23 protein-coding genes, 1 rRNA gene, 1 riboswitch and 2 other annotated features are annotated in these 26,432 nt (G+C 31.2%); of the genes, 20 read left to right on the forward strand and 4 right to left on the reverse strand.

Going from position 1 to position 26,432, the window contains the following annotated elements; translation table 11 throughout:
• Positions 1–176 (forward strand): 16S ribosomal RNA (locus KPL50_RS11865); the annotation flags it as partial.
• A gap of 276 nt (positions 177–452) precedes the next feature.
• Positions 453–812, forward strand: a complete 360-nt coding sequence (locus KPL50_RS11870; RefSeq protein WP_309245175.1) for a dihydrofolate reductase — start codon at positions 453–455, stop codon at positions 810–812.
• A 56-nt stretch (positions 813–868) separates the two neighbouring features.
• On the opposite strand, the gene KPL50_RS11875 is transcribed toward KPL50_RS11870, so the two are convergent.
• The gene (locus KPL50_RS11875) at positions 869–1,618 is read right to left on the reverse strand and encodes a LysM peptidoglycan-binding domain-containing protein (RefSeq protein WP_253200586.1); all 750 of its coding nucleotides are present in this window, start codon (positions 1,616–1,618) and stop codon (positions 869–871) included.
• A 30-nt stretch (positions 1,619–1,648) separates the two neighbouring features.
• A riboswitch (cyclic di-AMP (ydaO/yuaA leader) is annotated at positions 1,649–1,776 on the reverse strand.
• Between the two features lie 246 nt (positions 1,777–2,022).
• Between KPL50_RS11875 and KPL50_RS11880 the strand changes: the two genes are divergently transcribed.
• The 4 genes from KPL50_RS11880 (at position 2,023) to KPL50_RS11895 (ending at position 4,691) form a co-directional block, all read left to right on the forward strand.
• The gene (locus KPL50_RS11880) at positions 2,023–3,411 is read left to right on the forward strand and encodes an NAD(P)/FAD-dependent oxidoreductase (RefSeq protein WP_216298688.1); all 1,389 of its coding nucleotides are present in this window, start codon (positions 2,023–2,025) and stop codon (positions 3,409–3,411) included.
• Between the two features lie 39 nt (positions 3,412–3,450).
• Complete coding sequence (locus tag KPL50_RS11885) at positions 3,451–3,900, forward strand: MarR family winged helix-turn-helix transcriptional regulator (protein ID WP_216298689.1); 450 nt, start codon at positions 3,451–3,453, stop codon at positions 3,898–3,900.
• Positions 3,901–3,992: 92 nt separating this feature from the next.
• Positions 3,993–4,439, forward strand: a complete 447-nt coding sequence (locus KPL50_RS11890; RefSeq protein ID WP_216298690.1) for a DUF1499 domain-containing protein — start codon at positions 3,993–3,995, stop codon at positions 4,437–4,439.
• Between the two features lie 111 nt (positions 4,440–4,550).
• A complete protein-coding gene (locus KPL50_RS11895) occupies positions 4,551–4,691 on the forward strand; it encodes a hypothetical protein (RefSeq protein WP_216298691.1) in 141 nt (46 codons plus the stop codon).
• A gap of 91 nt (positions 4,692–4,782) precedes the next feature.
• Here KPL50_RS11895 and KPL50_RS11900 read toward each other — a convergent pair whose 3' ends face one another.
• Both KPL50_RS11900 and KPL50_RS11905 read right to left on the reverse strand, forming a co-directional pair.
• Positions 4,783–5,295 carry a tryptophan transporter gene (locus KPL50_RS11900; RefSeq protein WP_216298692.1) on the reverse strand — a complete coding sequence of 171 codons (513 nt, stop codon included), beginning with the start codon at positions 5,293–5,295 and terminating at the stop codon, positions 4,783–4,785.
• Positions 5,296–5,429: 134 nt separating this feature from the next.
• Positions 5,430–5,679: a binding site (T-box leader), on the reverse strand.
• A 49-nt stretch (positions 5,680–5,728) separates the two neighbouring features.
• A complete protein-coding gene (locus KPL50_RS11905; RefSeq protein ID WP_216298693.1) occupies positions 5,729–6,499 on the reverse strand; it encodes a hypothetical protein in 771 nt (256 codons plus the stop codon).
• A 319-nt stretch (positions 6,500–6,818) separates the two neighbouring features.
• Between KPL50_RS11905 and KPL50_RS11910 the strand changes: the two genes are divergently transcribed.
• The 12 genes from KPL50_RS11910 to mgrA all read left to right on the forward strand — a co-directional run bounded on the left by KPL50_RS11910 (position 6,819) and on the right by mgrA (position 21,424).
• A complete protein-coding gene (locus tag KPL50_RS11910) occupies positions 6,819–7,961 on the forward strand; it encodes an alanine dehydrogenase (protein ID WP_253200594.1) in 1,143 nt (380 codons plus the stop codon).
• 78 nt (positions 7,962–8,039) lie between these two features.
• On the forward strand, positions 8,040–8,468 hold the full coding sequence (locus KPL50_RS11915; RefSeq protein ID WP_216298695.1) for a hypothetical protein: 429 nt from the start codon (positions 8,040–8,042) through the stop codon (positions 8,466–8,468).
• A gap of 124 nt (positions 8,469–8,592) precedes the next feature.
• Entirely contained in the window at positions 8,593–9,279 is a 687-nt protein-coding gene (locus KPL50_RS11920; protein ID WP_216298696.1) for a DUF554 domain-containing protein, read from the forward strand.
• A gap of 99 nt (positions 9,280–9,378) precedes the next feature.
• Positions 9,379–9,658 (forward strand) — a binding site (T-box leader).
• 60 nt (positions 9,659–9,718) lie between these two features.
• Positions 9,719–10,942 (forward strand): tyrosine--tRNA ligase, encoded by a 1,224-nt coding sequence (gene tyrS / locus KPL50_RS11925; protein WP_216298697.1) that lies wholly within the window; start codon positions 9,719–9,721, stop codon positions 10,940–10,942.
• 146 nt (positions 10,943–11,088) lie between these two features.
• Positions 11,089–12,891 (forward strand): sensor histidine kinase, encoded by a 1,803-nt coding sequence (locus tag KPL50_RS11930; RefSeq protein WP_216298698.1) that lies wholly within the window; start codon positions 11,089–11,091, stop codon positions 12,889–12,891.
• Complete coding sequence (locus KPL50_RS11935) at positions 12,878–13,678, forward strand: response regulator (protein ID WP_216298699.1); 801 nt, start codon at positions 12,878–12,880, stop codon at positions 13,676–13,678. The genes KPL50_RS11930 and KPL50_RS11935 overlap by 14 nt, the downstream gene beginning before the upstream one ends.
• 149 nt (positions 13,679–13,827) lie before the next feature.
• Positions 13,828–15,135 (forward strand): ABC transporter substrate-binding protein, encoded by a 1,308-nt coding sequence (locus tag KPL50_RS11940; RefSeq protein WP_216298700.1) that lies wholly within the window; start codon positions 13,828–13,830, stop codon positions 15,133–15,135.
• Between the two features lie 115 nt (positions 15,136–15,250).
• Positions 15,251–16,132 (forward strand): carbohydrate ABC transporter permease, encoded by an 882-nt coding sequence (locus KPL50_RS11945; protein ID WP_253200587.1) that lies wholly within the window; start codon positions 15,251–15,253, stop codon positions 16,130–16,132.
• 16 nt (positions 16,133–16,148) lie between these two features.
• On the forward strand, positions 16,149–16,988 hold the full coding sequence (locus tag KPL50_RS11950; protein WP_216298702.1) for a carbohydrate ABC transporter permease: 840 nt from the start codon (positions 16,149–16,151) through the stop codon (positions 16,986–16,988).
• 45 nt (positions 16,989–17,033) lie between these two features.
• On the forward strand, positions 17,034–19,772 hold the full coding sequence (locus KPL50_RS11955) for a GH36-type glycosyl hydrolase domain-containing protein (protein ID WP_216298703.1): 2,739 nt from the start codon (positions 17,034–17,036) through the stop codon (positions 19,770–19,772).
• 81 nt (positions 19,773–19,853) lie between these two features.
• A complete protein-coding gene (locus KPL50_RS11960) occupies positions 19,854–20,279 on the forward strand; it encodes a hypothetical protein (protein ID WP_253200588.1) in 426 nt (141 codons plus the stop codon).
• A gap of 155 nt (positions 20,280–20,434) precedes the next feature.
• The gene (mgrA, locus tag KPL50_RS11965) at positions 20,435–21,424 is read left to right on the forward strand and encodes an L-glyceraldehyde 3-phosphate reductase (RefSeq protein WP_216298704.1); all 990 of its coding nucleotides are present in this window, start codon (positions 20,435–20,437) and stop codon (positions 21,422–21,424) included.
• A gap of 57 nt (positions 21,425–21,481) precedes the next feature.
• On the opposite strand, the gene uvsE is transcribed toward mgrA, so the two are convergent.
• On the reverse strand, positions 21,482–22,444 hold the full coding sequence (uvsE, locus tag KPL50_RS11970) for a UV DNA damage repair endonuclease UvsE (RefSeq protein WP_216298705.1): 963 nt from the start codon (positions 22,442–22,444) through the stop codon (positions 21,482–21,484).
• A 715-nt stretch (positions 22,445–23,159) separates the two neighbouring features.
• Here uvsE and KPL50_RS11975 point away from each other — a divergent pair.
• Positions 23,160–23,381: a YdbC family protein gene (locus KPL50_RS11975; protein WP_216298706.1), complete on the forward strand. Its 222-nt coding sequence runs from the start codon at positions 23,160–23,162 to the stop codon at positions 23,379–23,381.
• Between the two features lie 455 nt (positions 23,382–23,836).
• On the forward strand, positions 23,837–26,419 hold the full coding sequence (gene adhE, locus KPL50_RS11980; protein ID WP_216298707.1) for a bifunctional acetaldehyde-CoA/alcohol dehydrogenase: 2,583 nt from the start codon (positions 23,837–23,839) through the stop codon (positions 26,417–26,419).
• The last annotated feature ends 13 nt before the right edge of the window (positions 26,420–26,432 follow it).

Below are 26,432 nucleotides of genomic sequence, written 5' to 3' on the forward strand. Positions count from 1 at the left end.
CGCGGTGAATACGTTCCCGGGCCTTGTACACACCGCCCGTCACACCATGAGAGTTGGTAACACCCGAAGTCCGTGAGGTAACCGTAAGGAGCCAGCGGCCGAAGGTGGGATTGATGATTGGGGTGAAGTCGTAACAAGGTAGCCGTAGGAGAACCTGCGGCTGGATCACCTCCTTTCTAGGGAGTAGATGCAAAGACTTCGGTCAATGCAAAACATCTACTGTAATTACTCGTAACCTATTCTCTGTTTAATTTTGAGAGACTAATAGTCTGAAAATGTAACAAGCAATTTTAAGCACTACTTAGTGTTTAAAGTTGTTTGTTTTATTTTTTTTGGAATTTTTATGATAATTTGATATAATAATTATAAATTATAGGTAAATTGTAAAGGCCACATCGCCTCCGCAAGTGTTTTTTTAGGGATTTTAAATATAGGAAAGTAATAAAAAAAATATTAATAAAAAACCGTTAAATCAAAGAATTAATATAGTGCTTACCGGAAACAAAAATTATAAATGTGAAGGTGTGATTTTATGCTATTCATTGGAGGAACTTTTTAAACAACTAAAAAAATATAAGGATGAAGACATATTCGTAATAGGCGGTGGATCAATTTATTCTCAACTAATGTCACGATGTAATAAGGCATACATAACTAAAATATACAAAGAGTATGTGCATGATAGTGTATTAGTGAATTTAGAGAATAATAAGCAATGGGAAAAAGTTTCAACTAGTGAAAAGCGAGAATTTAAACAGGAAATATACTACTCCTTTAATATTTATATAAAAAAAGAGAGTATAACAATATAAAAAACTTCCACTATACTGTGGAAGTTTTTTATATTGCTATATTCAAAATTCATGCATTAATAAGCGAATGTATGGTTGCCTATAATAACAGCTACCTTCTTTGAAGTTAACCATTTGTTTGTTATAGTATTTTCAAAAAAGTACGAAGCGCCATTAGTTGGGTCTGTTCCTTTTAAAGATTCGTATGCTGCTTTAGTTGCCTCTGTACTTGCAACTTTATTAATATTACCATCCAATACTGGTGAAAATTGATAGTAGCCATTGCTTTTTTCGTTAATTACTTTGTTAATATTATCTGGAAACAGTGAGCTTTGAACTCTGTTCACTACCACAGCTCCTACAGCGAGCATACCAGTATAGCTTTCGCCACCGGCCTCAGCAGTTATTAATCTAGCTAATAAATCTACGTCACTATTGGAGTAGGAAATAACTTTAGATGTTGTCAGTGGAGTAGCTTGTTTATTTGTGGTTGTAGTTGTGACAACTGGAATTTTAAAGACATCTCCAGGGTAAATAGTATCACTCCACTTATCATTAGCAGCTCTTAACTTATCCAAAGGCATATTATACTTTTTAGCTATGAAATATAAGGTGTCACCGCTAACTACATTATAAGTATTAGTTGGAACATCTAGTACTTGTCCAGAATATATGTTGTAGTTTGATAATCCATTGTTTTTCATTAAATAATTAGTAGTTGTGTTATAAGCTTTGCTGATACCACCTAATGTATCACCTGATTTAACTTTATATGTGGCAGCATATACAGAGCTGCTACTAACTAAAGCTAAGGTTAATGCTAACAAAGTAGTTTTTAAATTTAATTTAATAATAACGAGTCCTCCTTTATAAGCCTGCGAGGTTAGTTGACGGATTCGGGTTAAAGGAACCCTACTCTAGATAAGAGATTCACCCCATAAGATATCCCCCGTTCTCCATTTAAGAGATTCGGCAATGCAATGTGTATATTATAACATAAATCGACAAATTAATCTATGCTAAAAAATAGTATTATTGGAAATATATGAATAGAAATTTAGTAAAAGCATATTTTAAAAAGACTAAGACCTATTTAATAAGGAAAATTGGATTTAATAATTATAATTGACAAATATATTATATATTATATAATAATCTTATAAAATTAATCGGATACGATTTACTTTTTATAGTAAATTAACATAAATAGATTATTTAATGGAGGCGTAGAATGAAAGCATATGATGTTGCTATAATAGGAGCAGGTTCGGGAGGATTAACTGCTGCGTATACTGCAAAAGGATTTTCAAAAAAAGTTATTTTAATTGATAAGAATAAACCTGGTGGAGAATGCACTTGGAGTGGATGTATCCCCAGCAAGGCCTTAATAAATATTGCAAATGAAATACATGTAGCAAGGAAATATTCGGATTTTTCGGTTGATACTGGTGAGGTTTTAGAAAAAGTTAGAAAAGTAATTAATAATGTTTATAAAGAAGAAAGCCCCGAAGTTTTGAAAAGAGATGGTATCGATTATGTTAATGGATTTGCAAAATTTATTGATAAAAACACGTTAAGTGTCAATGGAGAAGAAATTAAAGCTAAGAAAATATTCATTTCTACAGGTTCTTCACCAATGGTTCCACCTATTGATGGTTTAAAGGATATAAATTATCTTACAAATGAAAATATTTTTTCAGAGGAAAAACTTCCAGAGAGTATAATTGTTTTAGGTGGAGGTGCTATAGGTGTAGAATTATCTCAGGCTATGAATAGATTAGGTGTTAAAGTATCATTAGTAGAAATGATGGATACTATTTTAAGTAGAGAAGAACCAAAATTGGTATCTATATTAGAGAGGAAACTCAGGTCGGAAGGAGTTAAAATATATACTTCCTGCACAGCAGAAAAGGCTTCAGAAGAAAAGGGTAAGGTAGCATTCTCTATAGTTAAAGATGGAATTGCGGAAATTATAACTGCAGACAAAATATTAGTTGCCCTTGGTAGAGTTCCGAATATAAAGGGTTTAGACTTAGATAAAATTAGTGTTAAATATAACAAAAAAGCAATAGAGGTTAACGAGCATTTAGAAACCACTACAAAAGGTATATTTGCAATAGGCGATGTGACCGGTCCTTATCTTTTCTCACATATGGCAAATGTGCAGGGAATTACAGCTGTGAAAAATGCCTTGTTACCTATAAAGAAAAAGATTGATTACTCCCATGTAGCTTGGTGCACATTTTCACAGCCGGAACTTGCAAGAGCTGGATTTACAGAGCAGGAAGCTAGAGAAAAGTATGGCGATTCAATTAGGGTGTATGAGCAGGATTATAAAAGTTTGGATAGAGCAAAAACAAAAGAAAATGATGAGGGTATTGTTAAAATAATATGTGATAAAAAAGGGAAAGTATTAGGAACTAGTGTTTTGGGAGATAGAGCGGGGGAGATGATTTCTGAAATACAAGTAGTGAAGACCTTGGGAATAAATTTCGCTAAATTAACAAAGGTTATACATCCATACCCTACATATGGAGAGATACTGCTTAAGATAAGTAAGAAGGTTTACCTAGATAACATTTTAAATAATTCAGTTGTAAAATTATTCAGAAAAAAATAATTATAAACTACAATATTAAGATGTGAAGGACGGATATAAATGGAGAAGGATGATTTAAAATTAAGTAATCAGCTTTGTTTTAAAATTTACTCTGCGTCCAAGGCTATGACTAGATTATATAAACCAATACTCCAGAGTTTAAATTTAACTTATCCACAATATTTAGTTATGCTGATTTTATGGGAGCATGAAAGGATATCATTTAAGGATATGAGCAATAATTTAAAAATGAAAACTGGAACTTTGACACCAATACTTAATAACTTAGAAAGTCAGGGTCGGTTATGCAGAATGAAGGATGAAAAGGATGATAGGAGGGTTTATATTCATATTACATCAAAAGGTAAGATACTTAAGGAAGAAGCTTCTAAGATTCCTAGTGAAATAGGTTGTACAGTAAAGCTTTCAACTGATGAGTATTTAAAGTATATGGAGGAATTTGATGGGTTGCTAAAAAGAATAGATAAAATTGAGAACTATAAATACTAGTTAGGTAATGAAGTTGGAAATCATTAAATTTAGTATAAGGCATTTGAAATAAATATCGAATTAAAAATACTTAATATAAAGGGGATGTTAATATGAAGATTTTAACTGGAGTACTTGGCGTAATGGGAGCCATTGTAATTTATATGTTGGTAAAAAACAATTTAACTCCAAATAATTTAGGGGTTAATAATGGAAAGTTAGCCAAAATGCCAAACAAACCCAATGCAGTATCATCACAAACAGAAGAAAAAGATAAGAAAGTTGAAGCACTAGAGTTTAAGGGAAATTTAAAAAATTCCAAGGAGCAGGTAATTAAAGCAATTGAAGACTATGGTAATGATAAAATAATTAAAAATGAGGCGAATTATATATATGTAGTTTTTACAACTGGAATAATGAAATATCATGACGATGTAGAATTTTACTTTGATGAAAGCAAAAGGCTTATCCAAATTAGAGCAGCTTCAAGGATTGGATATTCTGATATGGGATTAAATAGAGAAAGATATAATAAGTTAAGAGAAGTTTATTATAAATAAAATTTCAAGAAGTATCTATATCTTTTCTATTATTGGAAATACTATTAGAGTAATAAGTTAAAGCATAGTATAGCTCCTTTGTAACAAGAGAAATTAATTGGAGGCGTTATTGTGGTTAATTATAATAATAGAGAAGTAAGGAAGGAAAAACAAAAGGTAGAGAAAAAAACTTTTATAAGTGAAGTTCAAGAATTTCAAAAGCCAGAAGGTTATGAAGATGCTTTTAAAAAATATTATCCACAGCAAAAATAAAGTAAGAATATTTAAGGTATAATAGAACAAGAAAATATTTTAAGTTAAAGAACCAATCTCTAAATGAGCTTGGTTCTTTAATATTTTTTTATTAATAATTTATAAAATTACGCTTAATAGCTGGGTTAGTTATGATGAGTTTATGCAGGAAAAACCCCAAAAGTGAATTAAGCACTGAAGTAGGAAGCACTATAGATACAAAGAGAATAAAAAATGGTGCTGGAAGTCCAAATAGAAGAAGGGCTGAACCTAGAAAAATGCTTCCACTTATTATAGTTCCTAAAAAATAAATACCGGTTAATTTAAGAGGAGAATCTGCATTTGAGTTTTTATATATGACATATACAATCATTGAGGTTATTATCTTATCTATAATATTAGGTAATTGCCCACCAGGAAATGAGGTTGATAAGGCACATAGAACACCTGCCACGATTCCTGTAATAAAGGCGATTTTAAAATCTTTGGTTAATATTATGGATAAAATCATAAATACTAATAAAAAATCTGGTTTTATTCCAAGAAATATACCTGGTGTAATTTGATGCAATATAAGACCTATTGCAAGGAATAGAGAAGTTATTACTATTTTATTTGTTTTCATAAAAATTAGCTCCTTTTCAATATAATTTAGATTGTTTTGTTTTGTTATTTTCCTAAGTGCATATATCTTTCAGCACATCAAATTCACCACCACCTTTCAATTTATCTTTTAAAATAAAAAAAACCCCCGCCCTGTATTAGGGCGAAGGATATTCGCTGTACCACCTAAATTATGCTACAAAAAAACCGTGCATATTTAATTTTCAAGCACTAAAATGCTCTAGCCCTTTTAACAGTGGGCGTCCGGTAACTACTACTCTCAGAATCTGATTTCGGGTTACTTCTAGCAGGTCCATTCACTAAAGTTATCAATACTGAGATCACACTATCCTCAGCTCTCTGAAATTGCATTGCTTTAACTACTCTTCCTGTTCTACGAATTTATAATATAAGAATGATTGTAGCATTAAAATAATTAAATGTAAATACTATTTTTATTTATATTTATTAATAATGTCAATTAAAATACTCATTCTCTCATGAATATCTAGCTTTATGTTATCACGTTTATAATGAAAGTCATTTGAATCTAATAAGTAACTATGGGTTATCCCAAAGAGTTTTTTATTTTCCAAAATTCCTTTTGTGAGCATTTCAGAAAGCTTTTCAATATTAAAATATTCCAATCTTAACTCCTCATTTTCATTTTTTGCGTAAACTGGTAAAGAAGTTAATACATTTTTGGTTACTTTGTACTGAGGTCTGTAAATATTATGAGATTCATACTTTATGGGAGTTAACCCTGCTAATATCTTTTCTGTATTATCGTCTATTGAAAAATATCCCCCTCGGAAGGCTTGAATTGGATCAATTCCTAATTTTGAAATATATTCGTAGCTGTGCTTTATTATAATTTTTTGTTCATCATAAGAGTAATTAGCTATTAGATCTTCATTTTTTTCTATGAATGGGCAAAGTTTTTCTATAGATTCTGGTAAATTATTTGGATGAATATGAAGCCCAAATATAACTTTATAATTTCTCTTTATCTTTTCTATTAAATTTAACTCCTTCATCATTTCGGCAAAATAAGGGGTAATAAATAAAAGAGTATATATATTGTTTTCGGAATTCAATTTTAGTAGTTTTTCTAAGTTTAGTACATTGCTTTTTAAGTTCTTATCAAAATTATATCCTTCACAATCAATAGTTAACATAAAATCAAAACTTGGTTTTTTAATATAATTATCTAAAAAATATTCCATAAATAACTCAACTCCTAATATAACATTGCTAATTTACAATTTGCATTGTATAATTAAATTGTAGTAAGTAACAACTTAATTATACAATGCAAATTGTTACTTGTCAAAAGTTGCTAATAATCAGTGTTTCGCTGATTCATAATAGAGTTTAAAGATAAATAATTTCAAGTTTTTAAGCACTTCAAAAAAATTCTTTTATTTTTACATCTAATTTTCAAACATTTAGAAAGCTTAAAATTAAATAACTTAAAGTAGTTATCAAGTTGATAACTATTTTGTACACGAAAAAAATATGGGGAGGATGATATTATTGAAAACTATGGGTTTTCCAAGAATGCACAAAGAAGTAAACGAGAGAAGAGATTTTTTGCCGTCTTTTTTTGATATGTTTAAAAATGAAAGAGTTCAAATATTTCTTGAACAAGGATATGGTTCTGCTTTAGGATATACAAAAGAAGATTATCTAAAAAATAATAATAAAATAATATTTGTAGCTAACAGAGAATGCTATGAAAAAGATATAGTTGTTGTTTTAAGGTCACCAGAGTTTGAAGAAATTGAATATATGAAAGAAGGCAGTACACTACTTAGTATGCTTCATTATGCAACTAGAGCCACTAGAGTTGAAAAGCTTAAAGAAAAAGGTATATTTGCTGTTTCTATGGATTCTATTAGAAATGATTTTCTTGAAAGAATGGTTGTAAATTATGAGGGAACTTCAGAAAATGGAATTAATGTAGCATTTACTGAGCTGACTAAAAATTATGAGAATATCTGTATTGAAGAAAGAAAACCTGTAATTGTGAGTATAATGGGGATGGGACGAGTTGGTTTAACAGCAGCAAGAATGGCAGGCAAATACGGCAATAACAAAGTAAATGAAGATATACTTCAAGAGAAAACTAGTGGGGTAATTGTTAAGATGCTACCCAGAAATATAACCCATGATAAAAAACAGATGATAAAAATTCTGAAAAAGACAGACATTTTAGTAGATGCAACTACTAGAGGTGATGCAACAAAATATGTTGTCAGCAATGAATTATTAGGATATTTAAAAGAGCATTCTATAATTTTAGATTTAACAGCAGATCCATATTTAATTGGTGAAGATTCTGATCAAATAAAGGCAATAGAGGGTATACCACATGGAACATTAGATAAAAAGGTTATATACCCAGGTGATGATGAATATAGCACTGTACCAAAGTGTTTAAATTCAAACAATCAAAGAACAGTAGTAAGTTGTAATGCTTGGCCGGGAGTTAAACCAGAGGCTTGCATGGATTTATACGGCAAACAACTTATATATATTGTACAAAACCTTATAGGATATTCTGCTGGAGATTTTGATTTATGTAATAGTGATTATTTTAATAGAGCAATATACCGAGGTACAATTGAATGTTTTGAAAAAATTACAGATGACTATGGTAATGAAATGGTAAATGTGGTAATCTAAGATAGAATAGTGAATGCGTGTTAGCAATATAAGGAAAAAATGTATACGTGTATTCCATCTTTTAAAAGAGGTGTTTCTATGTTAAAATTCACAATTATAATAATTTTAGGAATAATTCTAGCAATAATAAGTGCTATATTTGTTATTAAAAACTTTTTAGTAAGCTATAAGGGAAGCGAAAGTGGATTTAAAAATGTATGCGATATACTTTTAATAGTTGTTTCCTTATTTTCTTCACTAATAAGCGTGTGGGGAGGCTTTAGTTTAAGAGAACTATCTCTTAGATTACAAAATCCATCTGATTTATCAAATTTATCAGAAGTGATGATACAAGTGTTGAAAAAAACATTAGTGCAACAATCAAGAGAAGTTACTATAGCAATTATACTGGGATATTCTTGTTTTATATTGGCATATTTAATATTTAAAACTATTGAAAAAGAAATACAACGAGAAATTGATAGGCCAAAAAGAAAATGGGATTGGAATAAAATCGATAAAAATTAAAAACATAAAATACTATACACTAGTTTATTAGAAATTTTTCGATAAACTGGTGTTTTTTAGTGTAAAAGAATAATTTTTACGTTTATAATTAAATAAATGTTATGGAATTAAGGGGGGGATATTTATGTTGGGTACAATTGTGAACTCGTTATCAATATTAATTGGGGGACTAGTAGGATCACTATTTAAGAATAAAATTTCCAATGCATATAATGAGACAATTATGAAGGCGTTAGGGCTGTCTGTAATTCTTATTGGATTAAAAAGTGCACTTCAAGTGAATAACATTCTTCTATTAATTATTTGCCTTACATTAGGAACTCTAATAGGAGAAATAGTGAAAATTGAAAAGGGTATAGAAAATATTGGAGCCTTTTTAGAGGGAAAATTTCCAAAGCAAAAGGGTTTAGCAAATGGATTCGTAACAGCTAGCCTGGTTTATTGTGTAGGAGCAATGGCCATAATGGGTTCCTTAGAAAGTGGTCTTACTAATAATCATAGTATACTTTACGCAAAATCACTACTAGATGGTATATCTGCAATTATTTTTTCATCTTCTTTAGGAATAGGAGTATGTTTTTCGGCTATTTCAGTTTTTATATACCAAGGTATAATAACGTTAACAGCTTCTCTTATGAAACAATTTTTAATAGCCTCTGTAGTAAATGAAATGTCTGCTATTGGGGGATTACTTATTGTAGCAATTGGTGCAAATATGCTGGATATCAAAAGAATAAAGGTTGGCAACATGCTTCCGGCTATTTTCATGCCTCTTTTATATTACATAGTTAAAACCATTATTGGATTTTAGTAAAATACTAAAAACGATTGCTTTTTATGGAAATTAGTATTATACTTTTTATTAACATTAGAATGATAGGATCATATCCTGTACTAAACAATTAAAATAATAAAAGCTGTGATGAGAACCAGTAGTAAAACAGTTTCTTTTACAGAGAGCTCCCCTAGCTGAGAAGGAGCAAAGAAAAGCATTATGAATACATCTCTGAGCTGCACACCAAATCCACTGAAGATATATCTTTATGTTGGTAGTAGGCTGTTGCCGGAATCCTTGCATCCGTTAAAATGCTACAGTATAAGCGCATAGTTGTGCCGTACTTTATGAGGTTAATATGGCAACATATTAATAAATTGGGGTGGTAACACGGGATTTTACTCTCGTCCTCTAGATTTTCTAGAGGATGAGAGTTTTTTGTTTTTTGAAATTATAAAAAATAGGAGGAATTAAAATGATTAATATTGATGAGCAAATTAAAATTATATCTAAAGGCACAACTGAAATAATTGACCAGGAGGAGTTAAGGCAAAAACTTATTAAAGCAGAGGAAAATAATAAACAGCTTATAGTTAAGCTAGGACTAGACCCCACAGCACCAGATATTCATTTAGGGCATACGGTAGTTTTAAGAAAAGCGAGACAAATACAGGATTTAGGTCATAAGGTTATTATAATCATTGGAGATTTTACTGGAATGATAGGAGATCCTTCAGGAAGATCAAAAACAAGAAAAGAGTTAACCCGCGAAGAAGTATTGATAAATGCGGAAACTTATAAAAAACAAATGTTTAAAATACTTGACCCAGATAAAACAGAGGTTAAATTTAATAGTGAGTGGCTTTCAGAATTGAATTTTAAAGAAGTTATTGAGCTAGCTTCAAAATACACAGTAACCAGGATGTTAGAAAGGGAGGATTTTAAAAATCGATTCAAAGCACAGCAGTCAATTGCAATTCATGAGTTTATGTACCCCTTGATGCAAGGATATGATTCCATAGCAATAAAAGCAGATATTGAACTTGGTGGAACAGACCAACGGTTTAATATTTTAATGGGAAGGACCCTTCAAAAGGAATATGGTGAAGATAAGCAAATTTCAATATTCATGCCTCTTTTAGAAGGGACAGATGGGATAGACAAGATGAGTAAAAGTCTTGGAAACTATATTGGAATAGATGAGAACTACAATGATATGTATAGCAAAGTTATGTCCATTCCAGATGAATTGATTATAAAATACTACAATTTAGTAACTGATATTCATCCAGATGAAATACAAGAAATTGTGAGGCAACTAGAAGGTGGAAAAATCAATCCAAGGGATATAAAGATGAAACTTTCTAAGGAGATTGTTAAATTATATCATGGAAAAGTAGCGTCTGAGGAGGCAGAGGAATATTTTAAAACAGTTTTTCAAAAGAAGGATATTCCAAATTATATTAAAGAAATAGAGATTATTAAGAACTCTGTGATGAATGAACAATCTACTATTTTCAAAATAATAACTGATATGAAATTTGCTAAAAGCAATAGGGAAGCAAGACGTCTAGTTGAGCAAGGAGCAGTTAAAATAAATGGAGAAAAAATACTCATAGATAATTTATTTAATTTAAAAGATGGAGACGTAATTCAATGTGGTAAAAGAAAATTTGTGAAAATTATTATAGTGAAGTAAGGGCCGCCAATGATGGTGGCCCTTACCTTTTAAGAAGTATAAATTTTAAACATTCTCTATTCTACAAAAAATATTAATTTGACGAAATGCTATTTTATCATATACTAAAACTAGGGATTATTTTACAGTAAGGGGTGGTATGGATTTTGAATATAATTAGAAAGTTAGCAACTAGGGTACATAAACGTTTTCTAAAGTTCAAAATAAGAACAAAGATAAATACGATATATCTGGTAATTCTGCTATTTTCTCTTTCAATAAGCTATGTATTGTATAATGCAATAAATAATAGAATTGTGGAAAATAATATTAGCAGAACTTCATTACAGACCTTAAACGCATTGGATAAGAATCTAGAGTTTATATTAGGAAACGTTTCTCAATTTTCAAATTTAATATTTTTTGATAAAGGTGTTCAAGACGCCTTAAGGCGCTCAAAATCTGAGGGTATAGAGTATAATATCCAAAGCATTTTAAACAAATATCTTGCAAATATGCTGTTGTCCGGAGAGTATATATCATCTGTATATGTTTTTGATAATTACGATAATAAATATTCCATGGGTAAATATGTGCTAAAGCCTATGGTTGTTGACAAAATCGAAAATGCACCTTGGTACAATGAGATCATAAATTTACAAGGAGATATGAAATGGATTGTAAATGCTGGTGGAGCATTAGCCACGGATCCTAATCATAATTATATATCTTTAATTAGAGTCATAAATGACATTAATACTATGAAGAAATTAGCTACATTAATAGTTAATGTAGATGAGGACACTATTCAAAAGAGCTTTGAGGACATAGGGAATAAATATAAATCTCAATTTTTTATAATGGATGAAAAAGGACAGTATATTACTACCCCACCCATTGAGGATAAGTCTTTTGAGAAAGAGTTAATTCCAAAGCTTGTGGAAAAACAAGGCTACACTGTTGAAAAATTAGGAGACAGCAAAAATATAATATGTTTTACCACATCAAAATTCTCTAATTGGAAAATTGTTGGTATCATGCCTATAAGTGAATTATCTAAGGATATTAGTACAATGAGAATTATTTCAATAATTATACTTATTGTTAATAGTTTGTTTATCTCACTTGGAGCTGTATACATTACAAAGCTTGTTACGAGGCCTCTTATTAAAATGCAACACTATATGGGAAAGGCTCAGCAAGGTGATTTTACAACTATGGTAATAGATATAGATAGAGAGGATGAAATAGTTCAATTAAAAAGGGGCTTTAATACCATGATTATTGAGATAGAGGAATTAATAAATAAAGTTAAATTGGAACAGATAGTAATAAGAAAAAATGAATTGAATTTAATTAGAGCTCAAGTTAATCCTCATTTTTTATATAATACATTAGATGCAATTAGTGCTCTATCATTATTAAAAGATAATGAAAGTGCTTTTAAAATAACTCAATCTTTAGGCGAATTCTACCGTATAAGTTTAAGCAGTGGTAAAGAAATCATAAGGGTGGAAGAAGAAATAAATTGTATAAAAAATTATCTTACAATACTTGATATAAGATATAAAGGGAAATTTTCTGTCACCTATGAAATAGAAGAAGAAATGTATAACCTTAAAATACTTAAGCTTATTTTACAACCCTTTGTAGAGAATGCAATACATCATGGATTAAGAAATAAACATGGAAAGGGCAAACTAGAAATTAAAGCATACATAGAAGAGGGAATGCTAGTTTTTATAGTGAAAGATGATGGTATTGGTATGAGTTCTGATAAGATATTGGAAATATTAAGTCGAAGATCACAAGTTAATAAAAATGGATTTGGTATTTACAGTTCTGTACAGAGAATTTCCATTTTTTATAATGTAGAAAACCCTTTGAGTATAACTAGCGTAATAAATGAAAGGACGGAGATAACCATAAAAGTTCCTATGGTAGAGGAGGAAACAAATGGAGACTATTAAAGTGTTAATAGTAGATGATGAATATTTAGAGAGAACCTTAATAAAACTTAGCGTAGATTGGGTAACTAATGATTTCGAAATAATTGGAGAAGCTAATTCAGGTGAAGCAGCCTTAAGGCTTATGGAAAAAAATCCACCAGATATTTTAATAACAGATATTTGTATGCCCTTTATGGATGGGCTTCAGCTATGCAAAAAAGTACGTGAAAAATATGAGCATATAAAAATTATAATTATTACAGGACATAGAGAATTTGAATATGCAAAAACAGCTATAAAGCTAGGCGTTACGGATTTTCTTTTAAAACCAATTAATAGTGAGGAAGTACTTAAAATTGCATTGAAATTAAAAGGTGAAATTAAAGATCAACGTAAATATTTCAATGAATATAATGCCATGAAAAAACAATTAAGTGGCGGGTTAGACTTTATAAAAATAAATAACAACAAAAAAATTAGTGAGCCAGTGGAAAAAATCATAGCATATATTGAAGAAAATTTTACTAACAGTGAATTGTCATTAAGTATAATATCCAATAGTTTATTTATGAATTATAGTTATCTAAGTAGAGTATTTAAACAGGAAATGGAAGAAAGTATTACAGAGTATATAACAAAACTCAGGATAAACAAGAGCATCTTATATATTAATAATACAAATTTAAAGGCCTACGAAATAGCAGGAAAAGTAGGAATTAATGATGCCCATTATTTTAGTATTTGTTTTAAAAAACACACAGGAAAATCAATCAATGAATATAAAAATACAAATCAAAAAGTAAAATAATTAACTGTTTATATAGAAATTTTGAATTTAACAGAAGGTTAATATATTATATAATTTAATTAAGGAGTCCCATAAGATGCTTTTATAAGTTTACTGAAAACGTTTTTACGGGATACCAATTTGTGAACGAATTAAAAGGGGGACTATTAATGAATAAGCTACTTAAAAGAACTCTTACGGGATTATTAACAGCTTCATTACTTGTGACTTTAGTAGGATGTGGGAAATCAAATTCAAAACCAACTAAGGATGCCACTGTGGCAAAGGATTCACAGATAACACTAAATGTATGGCACCAATGGAGCAATGATTCAAATGACTTAAAGAAAATATACGATGCAGCAGTTTTGAAATATCAGGCGGAACATAAAAATGTAACTATAAAAACAGATACTTTAGATACAGAGGCATATAAAACTAAGATAAATACAGCATTTGCAGGCAATACATCAGCAGTAGATGTTTTTTATTACTGGGGTGGAGGAAAAGCAAGAAAATTAGCAGAATCAGGTAAATTACTACCACTAGATGAATATGTAAAAGATGGAACATTAGATAAAATTATCCCAGGTTCAACAACAGCATTTCAATATAATCAAAAGACTTATTCACTACCAATGTTTTCATGGAACATGGTTTTATATTGTAACAAAGAATTGTTTGATAAAAATGGCGTAAAAATTCCTACAACTTACGATGAGCTACTAGATGCAAGTAAAAAATTATCAGCAAAGGGAGTGCTTCCTTTTGTAGTTGGTGCTAAAGATGGATGGAATGCTGCGTTTGTTTACGAAGCGTTAGCATTAAGAGAAGTAGGAGCTGAAAAGATAAATGCAGTTTTAAGTGGTAGTGCAGCTTTCGATGATCCAGGCTTTGCAGAAGCAGCTAGAAAATTAAGTGCATTAAGTGCAGCTGGAGCTTTTGGGAAAAGCCCACTGGCTACATCACACGATGAAGCAGATGCTACCTTTATTGCAGGTAAAGCAGCTATGAGACTCATGGGAAGTTGGCTTGCAGGTAATGTGTATACTAATAAAGATACTGCTGTTAAAGATAAGATTGTTGCAGCTAAAATTCCTATGTCAACAGGAAAAGGTAATACAGATGAATTTGCAGGTGGATTTATAGAATCCTTCTGGGTAAATGCAAACACAAAATATAAAGATGAGTCAGTACAGTTTACAAAATATATAAATGAAGCTATGGGTAAAGGTGCTGCAGAAAATAGTCTTGGTTTCTCAGGATGGAAAGGTGAAACGGACAACAGTAAATTAAATCCTCTAACAATCCAAATAGCTGAGCAAGTTAAAACTTCAAAGGCAAGTGTTCTAGCTTGGGATACTTCACTTGATGAAGCGCCAACTACTGCTCACTTAGAAGCAGTTCAAGCGCTATTTAATAGTAAGATCACTCCTGAAGAGTTCATGAAAATTCATCAAGAGGCATTACAGAAATAAAATAGTATATTAATCTACAATTTTAATTTAGGCTGCCACCTTAAAATACATAAAATAGGGGGCAGCCTATATTAATAAAAATTTTATGGGTTGAGGTGATATTTTGAATAAGCTAATGTATAATAAAAAAGCTATAGCAGTATTTTTAGTTCCAACATTTATCATATATTTTTTAGTAGTGCTATTACCTATAGTTATAACTGCCTATTATGGTTTGTTTAAATATAATGGTATGGGTAGCATGGAATTTATAGGACTTCAAAATTATAGTAAATTAGTTTTATCTGATCCAGTATTTCTAAAATCCATTATTAATTCATTAAAACTTGTAGCTGCATCACTATTTATTCAGCTACCAATTGCGTTGATACTGGCAATGATACTTGCAAGGGGAGTAAAATTTGAAGAGTTTTTTAGAACAGTTTATTTTATTCCCGTAGTTATTTCTAGTATGGTTATTGGACAATTATGGATGAAGATTTTCAACGGGGACCATGGATTACTAAATGAATTTCTAAGGTCAATTGGTCTTGGAAAGTATGCTTTAGCTTGGCTAGGAAGAGAGGATACTTCATTTTTAGCAACCGTGATTCCAGGAGTATGGCAATATATAGGATATCACATGCTAATATTATATGCAGGCATAAAATCCATTTCAGAGGATGTTTATGAGGCTGCGAGGATTGATGGAGCAAATGCAATACAGACTGCCTTTAAAATAACTTTGCCATTGCTTATGCCTATAATAAAGGTTTGTGTAACCTTTTCAGCCATAGGTTCGCTTAAAGCTTTTGATTTAGTTTATATTATGACTGGTGGAGGACCATTCCATTCAAGTGAAGTGCCAAGCACAGTTATGTATGCAAACTTATTTAAAAAAGGTGCCTATGGATATGGTAGTGCACAAGCATTTTTTATTATACTTGAGTGTTTGATTATGAGTCTTGTGGTGCAAGCTATATTTAAAAAGTCAGAAGATTCAGCGTCAGTACTATAAGGTAGGAGGTTTGAAAATGAAGCAGAAAATAAAGTGGAAATTATCTACAATTATTTTGATGATTATATTGTTTGGAATTGCGATTATTCAACTATATCCACTATTATGGATGATTATGTTTTCGCTAAAGGACAATACTGAAATTTTTTATACTAATATAGCGGGGATTCCAAAAATATTTAGATGGGAAAATTATAGCGGTGCTCTTATTAATGGGGGACTATTGAAATACTTTTTAAATAGTGTGTTCTATACTGTAGTTACTGTAGTGGTTTCAGGACTTTTAAGCTCCATGGCGGCCTATGCTATAGCTAGAATGAAGTGGAAATATAATAATATAGTAATGTCCCTTTTTCTTTTAGGAATTATGGTGCCTATTCATGCAGCTCTACTACCACTATTTATAGTGCTTACTAAGTTAAATATTTTAGATTCATATTTAGCATTACTAATTCCATATATTGCATTCGCACTACCAATGAGTATTTTAATATTGGTAAGTTTCTATAAATCAATACCAAAGGAATTAGAAGAGGCAGCATACATTGATGGGTGCAATGTTTATATGGCATTCTTTAGAGTTATTTTCCCTGTAGTAAAACCTGCTCTTGCCACTATTTCAATATTCACCTTTTTAGGTACTTGGAATGAATTAATGTTCGCAAATACCTTTGTTAACAGTGGCAAATATAGAACCTTAACAGTTGGAATAATGTCTTTAGCTGGTCAATATGCCACAGATTGGGGGGTGATTGGCGCAGGTATGGTAATTGCAACTCTTCCAACAGTTATAATATATATACTTTTAAGTAGACAAGTTCAGGAAAGTCTTATATCTGGTGCTATAAAGGGTTAATATTACAGCACCTAAGGGAATTATCTAAGGAAGGGGCGGATAGGTATGTGGAATAGTAATAGGAGTGACTTTCAATTTACTTCAGAAGAAGGAGAATTCAAATTAGTAAAGGCGGATAACACAAGTTATTTGTATTTCCCATTAACTAATGAGGGGGGCATGATGTCCTCAATTACTCCACTATTACAGGGAGATATTAAAACAAACCAAAATACTTTTTTAATGACTCCAGTTTCTTCAGAGGACCTTCATAATTCAAGATCCGGTAGAAACTTTTGGATATTTATAGAGCGATATGGACCCTGGTCATTAATGGGTAGTTCACCAAATCAGATCTCAAAGCACTTCCAAGATGAAAGTGAAGAAACTGTTATTGTAGAAGCTGGATTTTTATGGCATAGAGTTATAAGAGAAAATTCGAAGATTGGTATAAAGGCAGAAATAACTAGTTTTGTGCCACAAGGGCTAGATAAAGTGGAGCTAATGAAAGTAACAATTACAAATACCGGAGATAAAACTGTAGAATTTACTCCTACAGTAGCAATGCCTATATTTGGACGTTCAGCGGATAATATAAGGGATCATAGACATGTGACTTCCCTTTTACAGCGAACTTATACTAGCGATTATGGGGTTACGGTAAGGCCAACTTTGTCCTTTGATGAAAGAGGTCATAAATTAAACAATGTTGTATATTCGGTACAAGGAGTAGAGGATTATGGAGATGCACCAATAGGCTTTTTTCCGGAAATCGAAGGATATATTGGTGAGGGTGGTAACTTAGAATGGCCTGAGGCTATTGTGAGGAACAGTGAGAATTATTACAAGGCTAATGAAATATTAGAGGGATACGAGGCTATAGGGGGGTTACGATTTAAGAATATAATACTTCAAAAAGGTCATTCAAAGACATATATAATGTCAATGTCTATTAGTGAAGATGAAGTTGAGGCACTAAATTACAGAAAGAAATATTGTAATTTATCTGCTTTTGATTTGGCTTCCCATGAAAATAAGAAACATTGGCAAGATAAAATAAATAAACTTTGCTTCAAATCTGGAGATGATATTTTTGATATCTGGATGAAATGGGTTGCGCTTCAACCTATCTTAAGGCGGATTTATGGATGCTCATTTTTACCTCACCACGATTACGGAAGGGGAGGAAGAGGCTGGAGAGATCTTTGGCAAGATTGTCTTGCACTATTAATTATGGAACCAGAAGGAGTAAGATCTGTGCTACTTAACAACTATGCAGGGGTTAGAATAGATGGTAGCAATGCTACTATTATTGGTGCGGGTCCTGGAGAATTTATTGCTGATAGGAATAATATTGCAAGGATTTGGATGGATCATGGAGCATGGCCTTTCCTAACCACAAAGCTTTATATAGATCAAAGTGGAGATCTGGAATTCTTGCTTCAAGATCAAGTGTATTTTAAGGATAAACAAATTAAAAGATGCACTGATATTGATGAAAATTGGAATGATGAATATGGAAATAAACTTAAGAATATAAAGGGTGATATTTATAAAGGTACCATTCTAGAACATATATTAATTGAAAATTTAACCCCGTTTTTTAATGTAGGAATACATAACAATATTAAATTAGAGGGAGCAGATTGGAATGATGGATTAGATATGGCATCTGATAAGGGGGAAAGTGTTGCTTTTACAGCTTTTTATGGAAGTAATTTAATGGAGATAAGCAATGTACTAGAATCCTTAAAAAATAAAGCCTTAGTTTATTATATAGAAATAGCTTCTGAAATGGTAGAACTTTTCGATTCATTAGGTGAAAAGATAGATTATGAAGTTGTTCCTCAAAAGCTGGAGGTATTAAATAAATATTACAATAAATGCACTAATAATATCTCAGGAGATAAAACAAACCTTCATATAGATAATGTTATACGTGACCTACGACGAAAAGGAAATTGGATAATAAATCATGTAAGAAAAAATGAATGGATAAAAAATATAGAAGGTTATGCTTGGTTTAATGGATACTATGATAATGAAGGTGACAGAGTAGAGGGAGATAACGAACTAGGAGTAAGAATGATTTTAACTGGTCAAGTATTTACTATTATGGGTAATGTGGCTACAGATGAGCAGATAGATAAAATTATTGAAGCCAGTAATAGATATTTAAGAGATGAAGCGGTTGGAGGATATAGACTTAATACTAATTTTAATGAGGTTAAGTTAAATATGGGAAGACTTTTTGGATTCGCGTACGGTCACAAAGAAAATGGTGCAATGTTTAGCCATATGGCAATTATGTATGGTAATGCTCTTTATAAAAGGGGATACGTTAAGAGTGGATTTGAAGTTATAAAGTCTATATACAAGCATTGTGTAGATTTCGATAAAAGTAGGATATATCCTGGAGTACCTGAATATATAAACCAAAAGGGAAGAGGTATGTACAATTATTTAACGGGATCTGCTAGTTGGTTACTTTTAACCATGCTTAACGAAGTATATGGAGTAAAAGGCAGTATGGGAGACTTAGTAATCCAGCCTAAAATATTGAAGGAGCAGTTTAATAAAGCAGGTGAAGTTGAGGTTTTAACGACTTTTGCAGGAATTACATTAAATATTTGTTATAAAAACATTAATAATGTGGAATTCGGTGAATATAAAATAAGTAGGGTAAAAATTAATGACGAAAAGGTACAATGTGTAATTGAGGAGGGTAAAGCTATAATAAATAGAGCATTAATAAAAGCCTTGCCTAGTGACAAAACTCATAAGCTGACAGTTGAGTTATTATAGGGATTAAATCAAGATCTAGTTACTTCTTTTATATGAGGTAACATTTCTTTTATAGTGGATTAATAATTTGGAGGTGCTACCTTGGAGATAAATGAAAGACTTTTAGAAATAGTGGAGTATGTTGGTGATGGCTATATGCCTGTCATTGACTATGAAAATTGGAGAGTGGCTATCTTAAAATATTGCGATGAGCTGCTTCCAGAGAACATTACTAAGATGCAAAAGCATAACGAAACAGACGAAGTATTCGTAATTTTAAGGGGTAAATTCATACTTTATATTGGGGAAGGTGGTGATGTCATAGAAAATATATACGCCAAAGAACTAGAGCCTTTGAAAATATATAATGTAAAAAAAGCTACTTGGCACACACACAGTTTAAGTGAGGATGCAGTAGTACTAATTATAGAAAACCAAAATACAGAATTTAGTAATTCTCCAGAGATTGGATTAACCTTAGCACAAAGGGGACAAATAATAGAACTAAGTAATGTGAAAGAACAATAGAGAACCTTTTTCTATGGATGGTATAGATGGAAAGGTTAAAATAATTGACATCAAAAATTCAAAAAATATAAATATTATGAATACAGGATTTAAAGAGGTATAATATTATGAATAACATTTTATAATTAAAATTTAATGCAGAGGAGAGATAAGTTATGGGCTATGTGGCTTCAAACAGTAGATACGATAAAATGATATATAATAGATGTGGAAGCAGTGGGCTTAAATTACCTTCCATTTCACTGGGACTTTGGCATAATTTTGGTGATAACGACTCTTTTGAAAACAGTCGTCTTTTAGTTCAAAAGGCATTTGATTTAGGTATAACGCATTTTGACCTAGCTAATAATTATGGTCCTCCTGAGGGGGCAGCTGAAGAAAATTTCGGAAGAATTTTAAAAATGGATTTTGCACCATATAGAGATGAGATAATAGTCTCCACAAAAGCAGGCTACTATATGTGGCCAGGTCCTTATGGTGACTGGGGATCTAAAAAATATTTAACTGCTAGTTTAGATAAGAGTCTACAGCGCATGGGACTTGATTATGTAGACGTATTTTACCACCATAGACCGGATCCTAATACACCACTAGAAGAAACAATGAATACACTAGATTTAATGGTTAGACAAGGAAAGGCATTATATATTGGCTTATCTAATTATAAAGCAGAAGATACACAAAGGGCAGTGAGTATATTAAAAAGACTTGGAACTCCTTTTGTAATAAGTCAGGTATCTTATTCCTTACTTAATAGATGGATTGAAGAAAAACTTCAACAAGTACTAGATGCTGCAGGTATAGGCACCATTGCATTCGTTCCCTTAGCACAGGGATTACTTACAAATAAATATTTGAAAGGAATACCTTTAGACTCTAGAGCAGCTGGAAATTCTAAATTCCTTAGCTCAAAGGACATTACAGAAGAAAAGCTAAAAAAAATATATACTCTTAATGACATAGCAAAAGAAAGAGGACAAAGCTTAGCTCAAATGGGTTTATCTTGGGTATTAAGAGATGGGAAAGTTACATCTGCACTTATCGGTGCTAGTAAAGTAAGTCAACTTGAAGAAAATATTGCAGCCCTTGATAATATAGAATTTACAGTAGAAGAGCTTAAGAAAATAGAAGAGGCGTTAATATAAAGAAAAGGCTCCAAGAATTTTCATATTCTTGGAGCCTTTTCTTTATATTAATAAATTTTATTTAAATTCTAAAGTACTAGTATCAAGCCAGTTCCATTCAGGTTTAAAAGCTTTTATATCATCTACAAGTTGGAATAATGCCAAATCAGCTAGTTTTGCCTCTAGCATTATATCTAAGTCAACTCCTAGTGGAATACATTTTTCGATAAACTCGATGAAGGCAGCTGGATCGATGTTATCAGCATGTTTTTTATCTTTTTCACCAGTTTTAGGGCTGGAAAAATGTATTTTTACTGGTAGAAGTTCGTTTTCCCAAGTGGAAAATATTTCTGTTAACATAGGTTCTAGTTCATCTCCACCGTTGTTGCAGTTATGATGATGTACATCTAGTACCATAGGCACATTTATTTCTTTGCATATGTTTAATACTTCTTTTGTAGTAAAGCTTTTATCATCATTTTCAAATACTAATAATTTTGTTATTTCTTTTGGTAAGTTATTATAATTCTTAAAGAATCTTTCTGTAGCAGCTAGTTTACCGCCTTCTTTACCTCCAATGTGTAATATCATTTTTCCTAAGGGGTAACTAATATCCTGGAAAAGATTTGCATGGAACATAAGATTCTTTTCAGTAGCTTTTATTACTTCCTCTTTAGAACTATTTATAACATTAGATTCATCAGGATGCATATCAACCCTTAAACCATTATTGTTTATATAATTTCCAAGCCAATCAAAATCCATTTTTAATATTCTTCTGAACTCCCAATCTGTAACTTCAGGATGAGTTGCTAAAGGTATTAGTGCAGAAGTAATTCTATAAAAGTGAACATTGTTTTTTACAGTATATTCTAGAATTTTATACAAATCATTTACGTTTGATACTGCTACCTTTTGTAGTTTTTCAAGCTTATCTCTATCCGTGGATTGTTTAGTATATGTAGAAAAAGTTACTGTGCTAGCAGAAGTTATTTTTGCTGCTTTTAAAGCAGTAGCCACGTAGCCTAATCTTATTTTCATAATATCACTCCTCATATAATATAGTTATACCATTATAAAATAAATCATTACCTTCGCAGCTGTTTTTCATTTTCTAAGCTGCAATATTAACGACTTCAGAAGGGATAATATACTCCACCTGAAGTTTTCTCTTTGTTAGAGTTAGCTATCACTGGTTGAAGACAGGGGAGAAGCCCTTCTGAAATGTCGTTAAAACATTTCTACTAACTGATATTCTTTAATATATTCTAATTATTACTCAATCATATGGAAATCTATTCTGGAAATTAAAATATCCTTTTATATGTATATTTTATAATACTACCCATAATGGGGGTAACTTATAATATTGTAAAAAATATTTTAAGTCAGGGTATAAAATATACTAATAAAAGAGTTGCCTATAAATGCCCATATGATAAAAGCTATAACAATATTTAAAATGTTTGTTAAAAACATCTTATTAAATAAATATAATATTTGAATAGATGTTAGAATAAACCCTTGTTTAATCATATCACATAACTATAGTGTGTGTAAAATAATATACAAATAATCAAATAAATATTTGCATATTTTGAAGAGATTCATTATATAGAGATGAAAAATATAAATATAAAAGTCTTTATTACTATAAAATATCTAACTTATAGCTTTTTATGTGAAAATCATATAATATTAATTTGTCAGTAAAAATTATTAATATGTGGGTAAAATTATTAGTGGAGGTAAAAAGATGGCAGATATTAAATATGAAATAAAAGAAACACTAGGAGAACTATCAGAATCCGGTAAAACATGGAGAAAAGAGTTAAATCTTATAAGTTGGAATGATAAGGAAGCTAAATACGATATTAGAGATTGGTCTCCAGAACATGAGAAAATGGGAAAAGGGGTTACACTATCTAAAGAAGAACTTATAAAGCTTAAGGCATTGCTTAATGGGATAAATCTGTAACAAGTATATAAGGTACATAGAAACAAGGTGTGGTAATTTTACCATCCCTTGTTTTTTTTATATAGAAAATTGGAAGACCTAATTTGCAAATTAAATATGTGGATAAATAATTACATTGTTTAATAAATAACATACTTTTTTCCTTGTTTTATATTAAAAATGAAAAAAAGTAAATTTAAAAAATTGCACGAATAAGTCTGTGTTCGCCTTTATGAAAAGGTTTGCAAGTGTTTGGTGATTGCAAATGAATAATAAAATATGTTGAAATTCATTAAAAAACCCTTTGCAAATATAAATACATTGTGATATTATTAACACATAAGAAGGAGCAAATATCTAAAATGAAAACCTAATTTAAAGTAATTAATAAAAAATCACTTTAAATCAATAAATAAATTTTTTTTATGTAGAATAGACCATTAATGTAATCTATTATTTTGAAAGAGGTGTAGCATATGAAAGTAACAAACGTAGAAGAATTAATGATTAGAATAAAAGAAGTTAGAAGTGCTCAAAAGGAATTTTCTACTTTTACTCAAGAACAGGTAGATGAAATATTTAGACAATCTGCAATGGCTGCAAATAATTCGAGAATTGATCTAGCTAAGATGGCAGTGGAAGAAACCGGTATGGGAATTGTAGAAGATAAGGTTATAAAAAATCATTTTGCTTCAGAATATATATATAATCAATATAAAGATGAAAAAACCTGTGGAGTTATAGATGTTGATAAATCCTTTGGTATTACAAAGATTGCAGAGCCAATAGGAGTTGTAGCAGCAATTGTGCCAACTACAAATCCAACATCCACAGCTATATTTAAAGCGCTTATATCATTAAAAACTAGGAATGGTATTATTTTCTCCCCACATCCAAGGAGTAAAAAATCTACTATTGCAGCAGCTAAAATAATACTAGATGCAGCAGTTAAAGCAGGCGCACCAAAAGGAATAATAGCTTGGATAGATGAGCCTTCAGTAGAACTTTCACAGATTGTTATGAGAGAATCAGATATAATACTTGCAACAGGTGGACCAGGAATGGTTAAAGCAGCTTATTCTTCAGGAAAACCAGCTATTGGAGTTGGCGCAGGAAATACACCAGCAATTATTGATGAGACGGCTGAAATTAAAATGGCCGTAAACTCAATTCTTCTTTCTAAGAGTTTTGATAACGGAGTAATATGTGCTTCAGAACAATCAGTATTAGTTATGGAAGAAATATATGACGAAGTTAGGAAAGAGTTTTCTGAAAGGGGAGCCTATATTCTGAAAAAAGCGGAAATAGACAAAGTAAGAAAAATAATATTAACTAACGGATCATTAAATGCAAATATAGTAGGTCAATCTGCTTATAAAATAGCAGAAATGGCAGGAGTGAAAGTGCCTGAAGAAACAAAGATTATTATAGGCGAAGTTGAATCTGTAGAACTTGAAGAAGCATTTTCACATGAAAAATTATCTCCTGTACTAGCTATGTATAAGGTTAAAACCTTTGACGAAGCACTAAAAAAGGCAGAGAGACTTGTTGAACTTGGAGGCTTTGGTCATACATCATCATTGTATACTCACAGAACTAAGTCTGCAGATAGAATAGCTAAGTTTGGCGCAACAATGAAAACAGGAAGAGTTATAGTAAACATGCCAGCAGCTCAAGGCGCTATAGGTGATTTATACAACTTTAAGCTAGCTCCTTCATTAACACTAGGTTGTGGTTCATGGGGTGGAAACTCTGTATCAGAAAACGTTGGAGTTAAACATTTATTAAATGTGAAGAGTGTAGCAGAGAGGAGAGAAAATATGCTTTGGTTTAGAGTTCCAGAAAAAGTTTATTTCAAATACGGTAGCCTAGGGGTGGCTTTAAAAGAATTAAAGGATATGAACAAGAAGAAAGCATTTATAGTAACTGATAAGGTTCTTTATGATCTAGGATATGTAGATAAAGTTACGCGTGTTTTAGAAGAAATTGGAGTTGAGTTTAAGATATTCTATGACGTAGAACCAGACCCAACTCTTGCAATAGCAAAAAAAGGTGCTAGTGAAATGGAAATATTTAAGCCAGATACAATTATCGCACTTGGTGGTGGATCCCCAATGGATGCAGCTAAAATCATGTGGGTAATGTATGAGCATCCAGAAGTAAGATTTGAGGATTTAGCTATGAGATTTATGGATATTAGAAAGAGAGTTTATCCATTCCCTAAAATGGGAGAAAAAGCTATGATGGTTTCAATACCAACTTCAGCAGGTACAGGCTCAGAAGTCACTCCATTTGCAGTAATCACTGATGAAAAAACAGGAATTAAATATCCTTTAGCGGATTACGAGTTAACTCCAAATATGGCAATAGTAGATGCAGAACTTATGATGGGTATGCCAAAGGGATTAACCGCAGCTTCGGGTATAGATGCTTTAACTCATGCTATAGAGGCTTATGTGTCTGTTCTTGCTTCAGAATATACTAATGGACTTGCTTTAGAATCAATGAGATTAATATTCAAGTATTTACCACAAGCTTACAATGAGGGTATAACTAATATAAAAGCAAGAGAAAAAATGGCTAGTGCGTCAACAATGGCCGGTATGGCTTTTGCTAATGCTTTCCTAGGAGTATGTCATTCAATGGCACACAAATTAGGATCAGAGCATCATGTGCCACATGGCATTGCTAACGCATTATTAATAAATGAAGTTATAAGATTCAATGCGGTAGATAATCCAACAAAACAAGCAGCATTTCCACAATATAAATATCCAAATGCTAAGTGGAGGTATACAAGGATTGCTGACTATTTACAATTAGGTGGAACTACAGAAGATGAAAAGATAGAATTATTAATTAAGGCTATTGATGAATTAAAAGCTAAAATTAATATTCCTATGACAATAAGTGAAGCAGGAGTGTCTAAAGAAAAATTTTATGCTACCTTAGATCATATGAGTGAGCAGGCTTTTGATGACCAATGTACAGGTGCGAATCCAAGATATCCATTAATCAGTGAACTTAAGCAAATGTATATAAATGTCTTCGAAAAATAAATTTACTAATTTG

This window comes from Clostridium sp. CF012, from assembly GCF_018861755.1.
GTDB lineage: Bacteria > Bacillota > Clostridia > Clostridiales > Clostridiaceae > Clostridium_AD.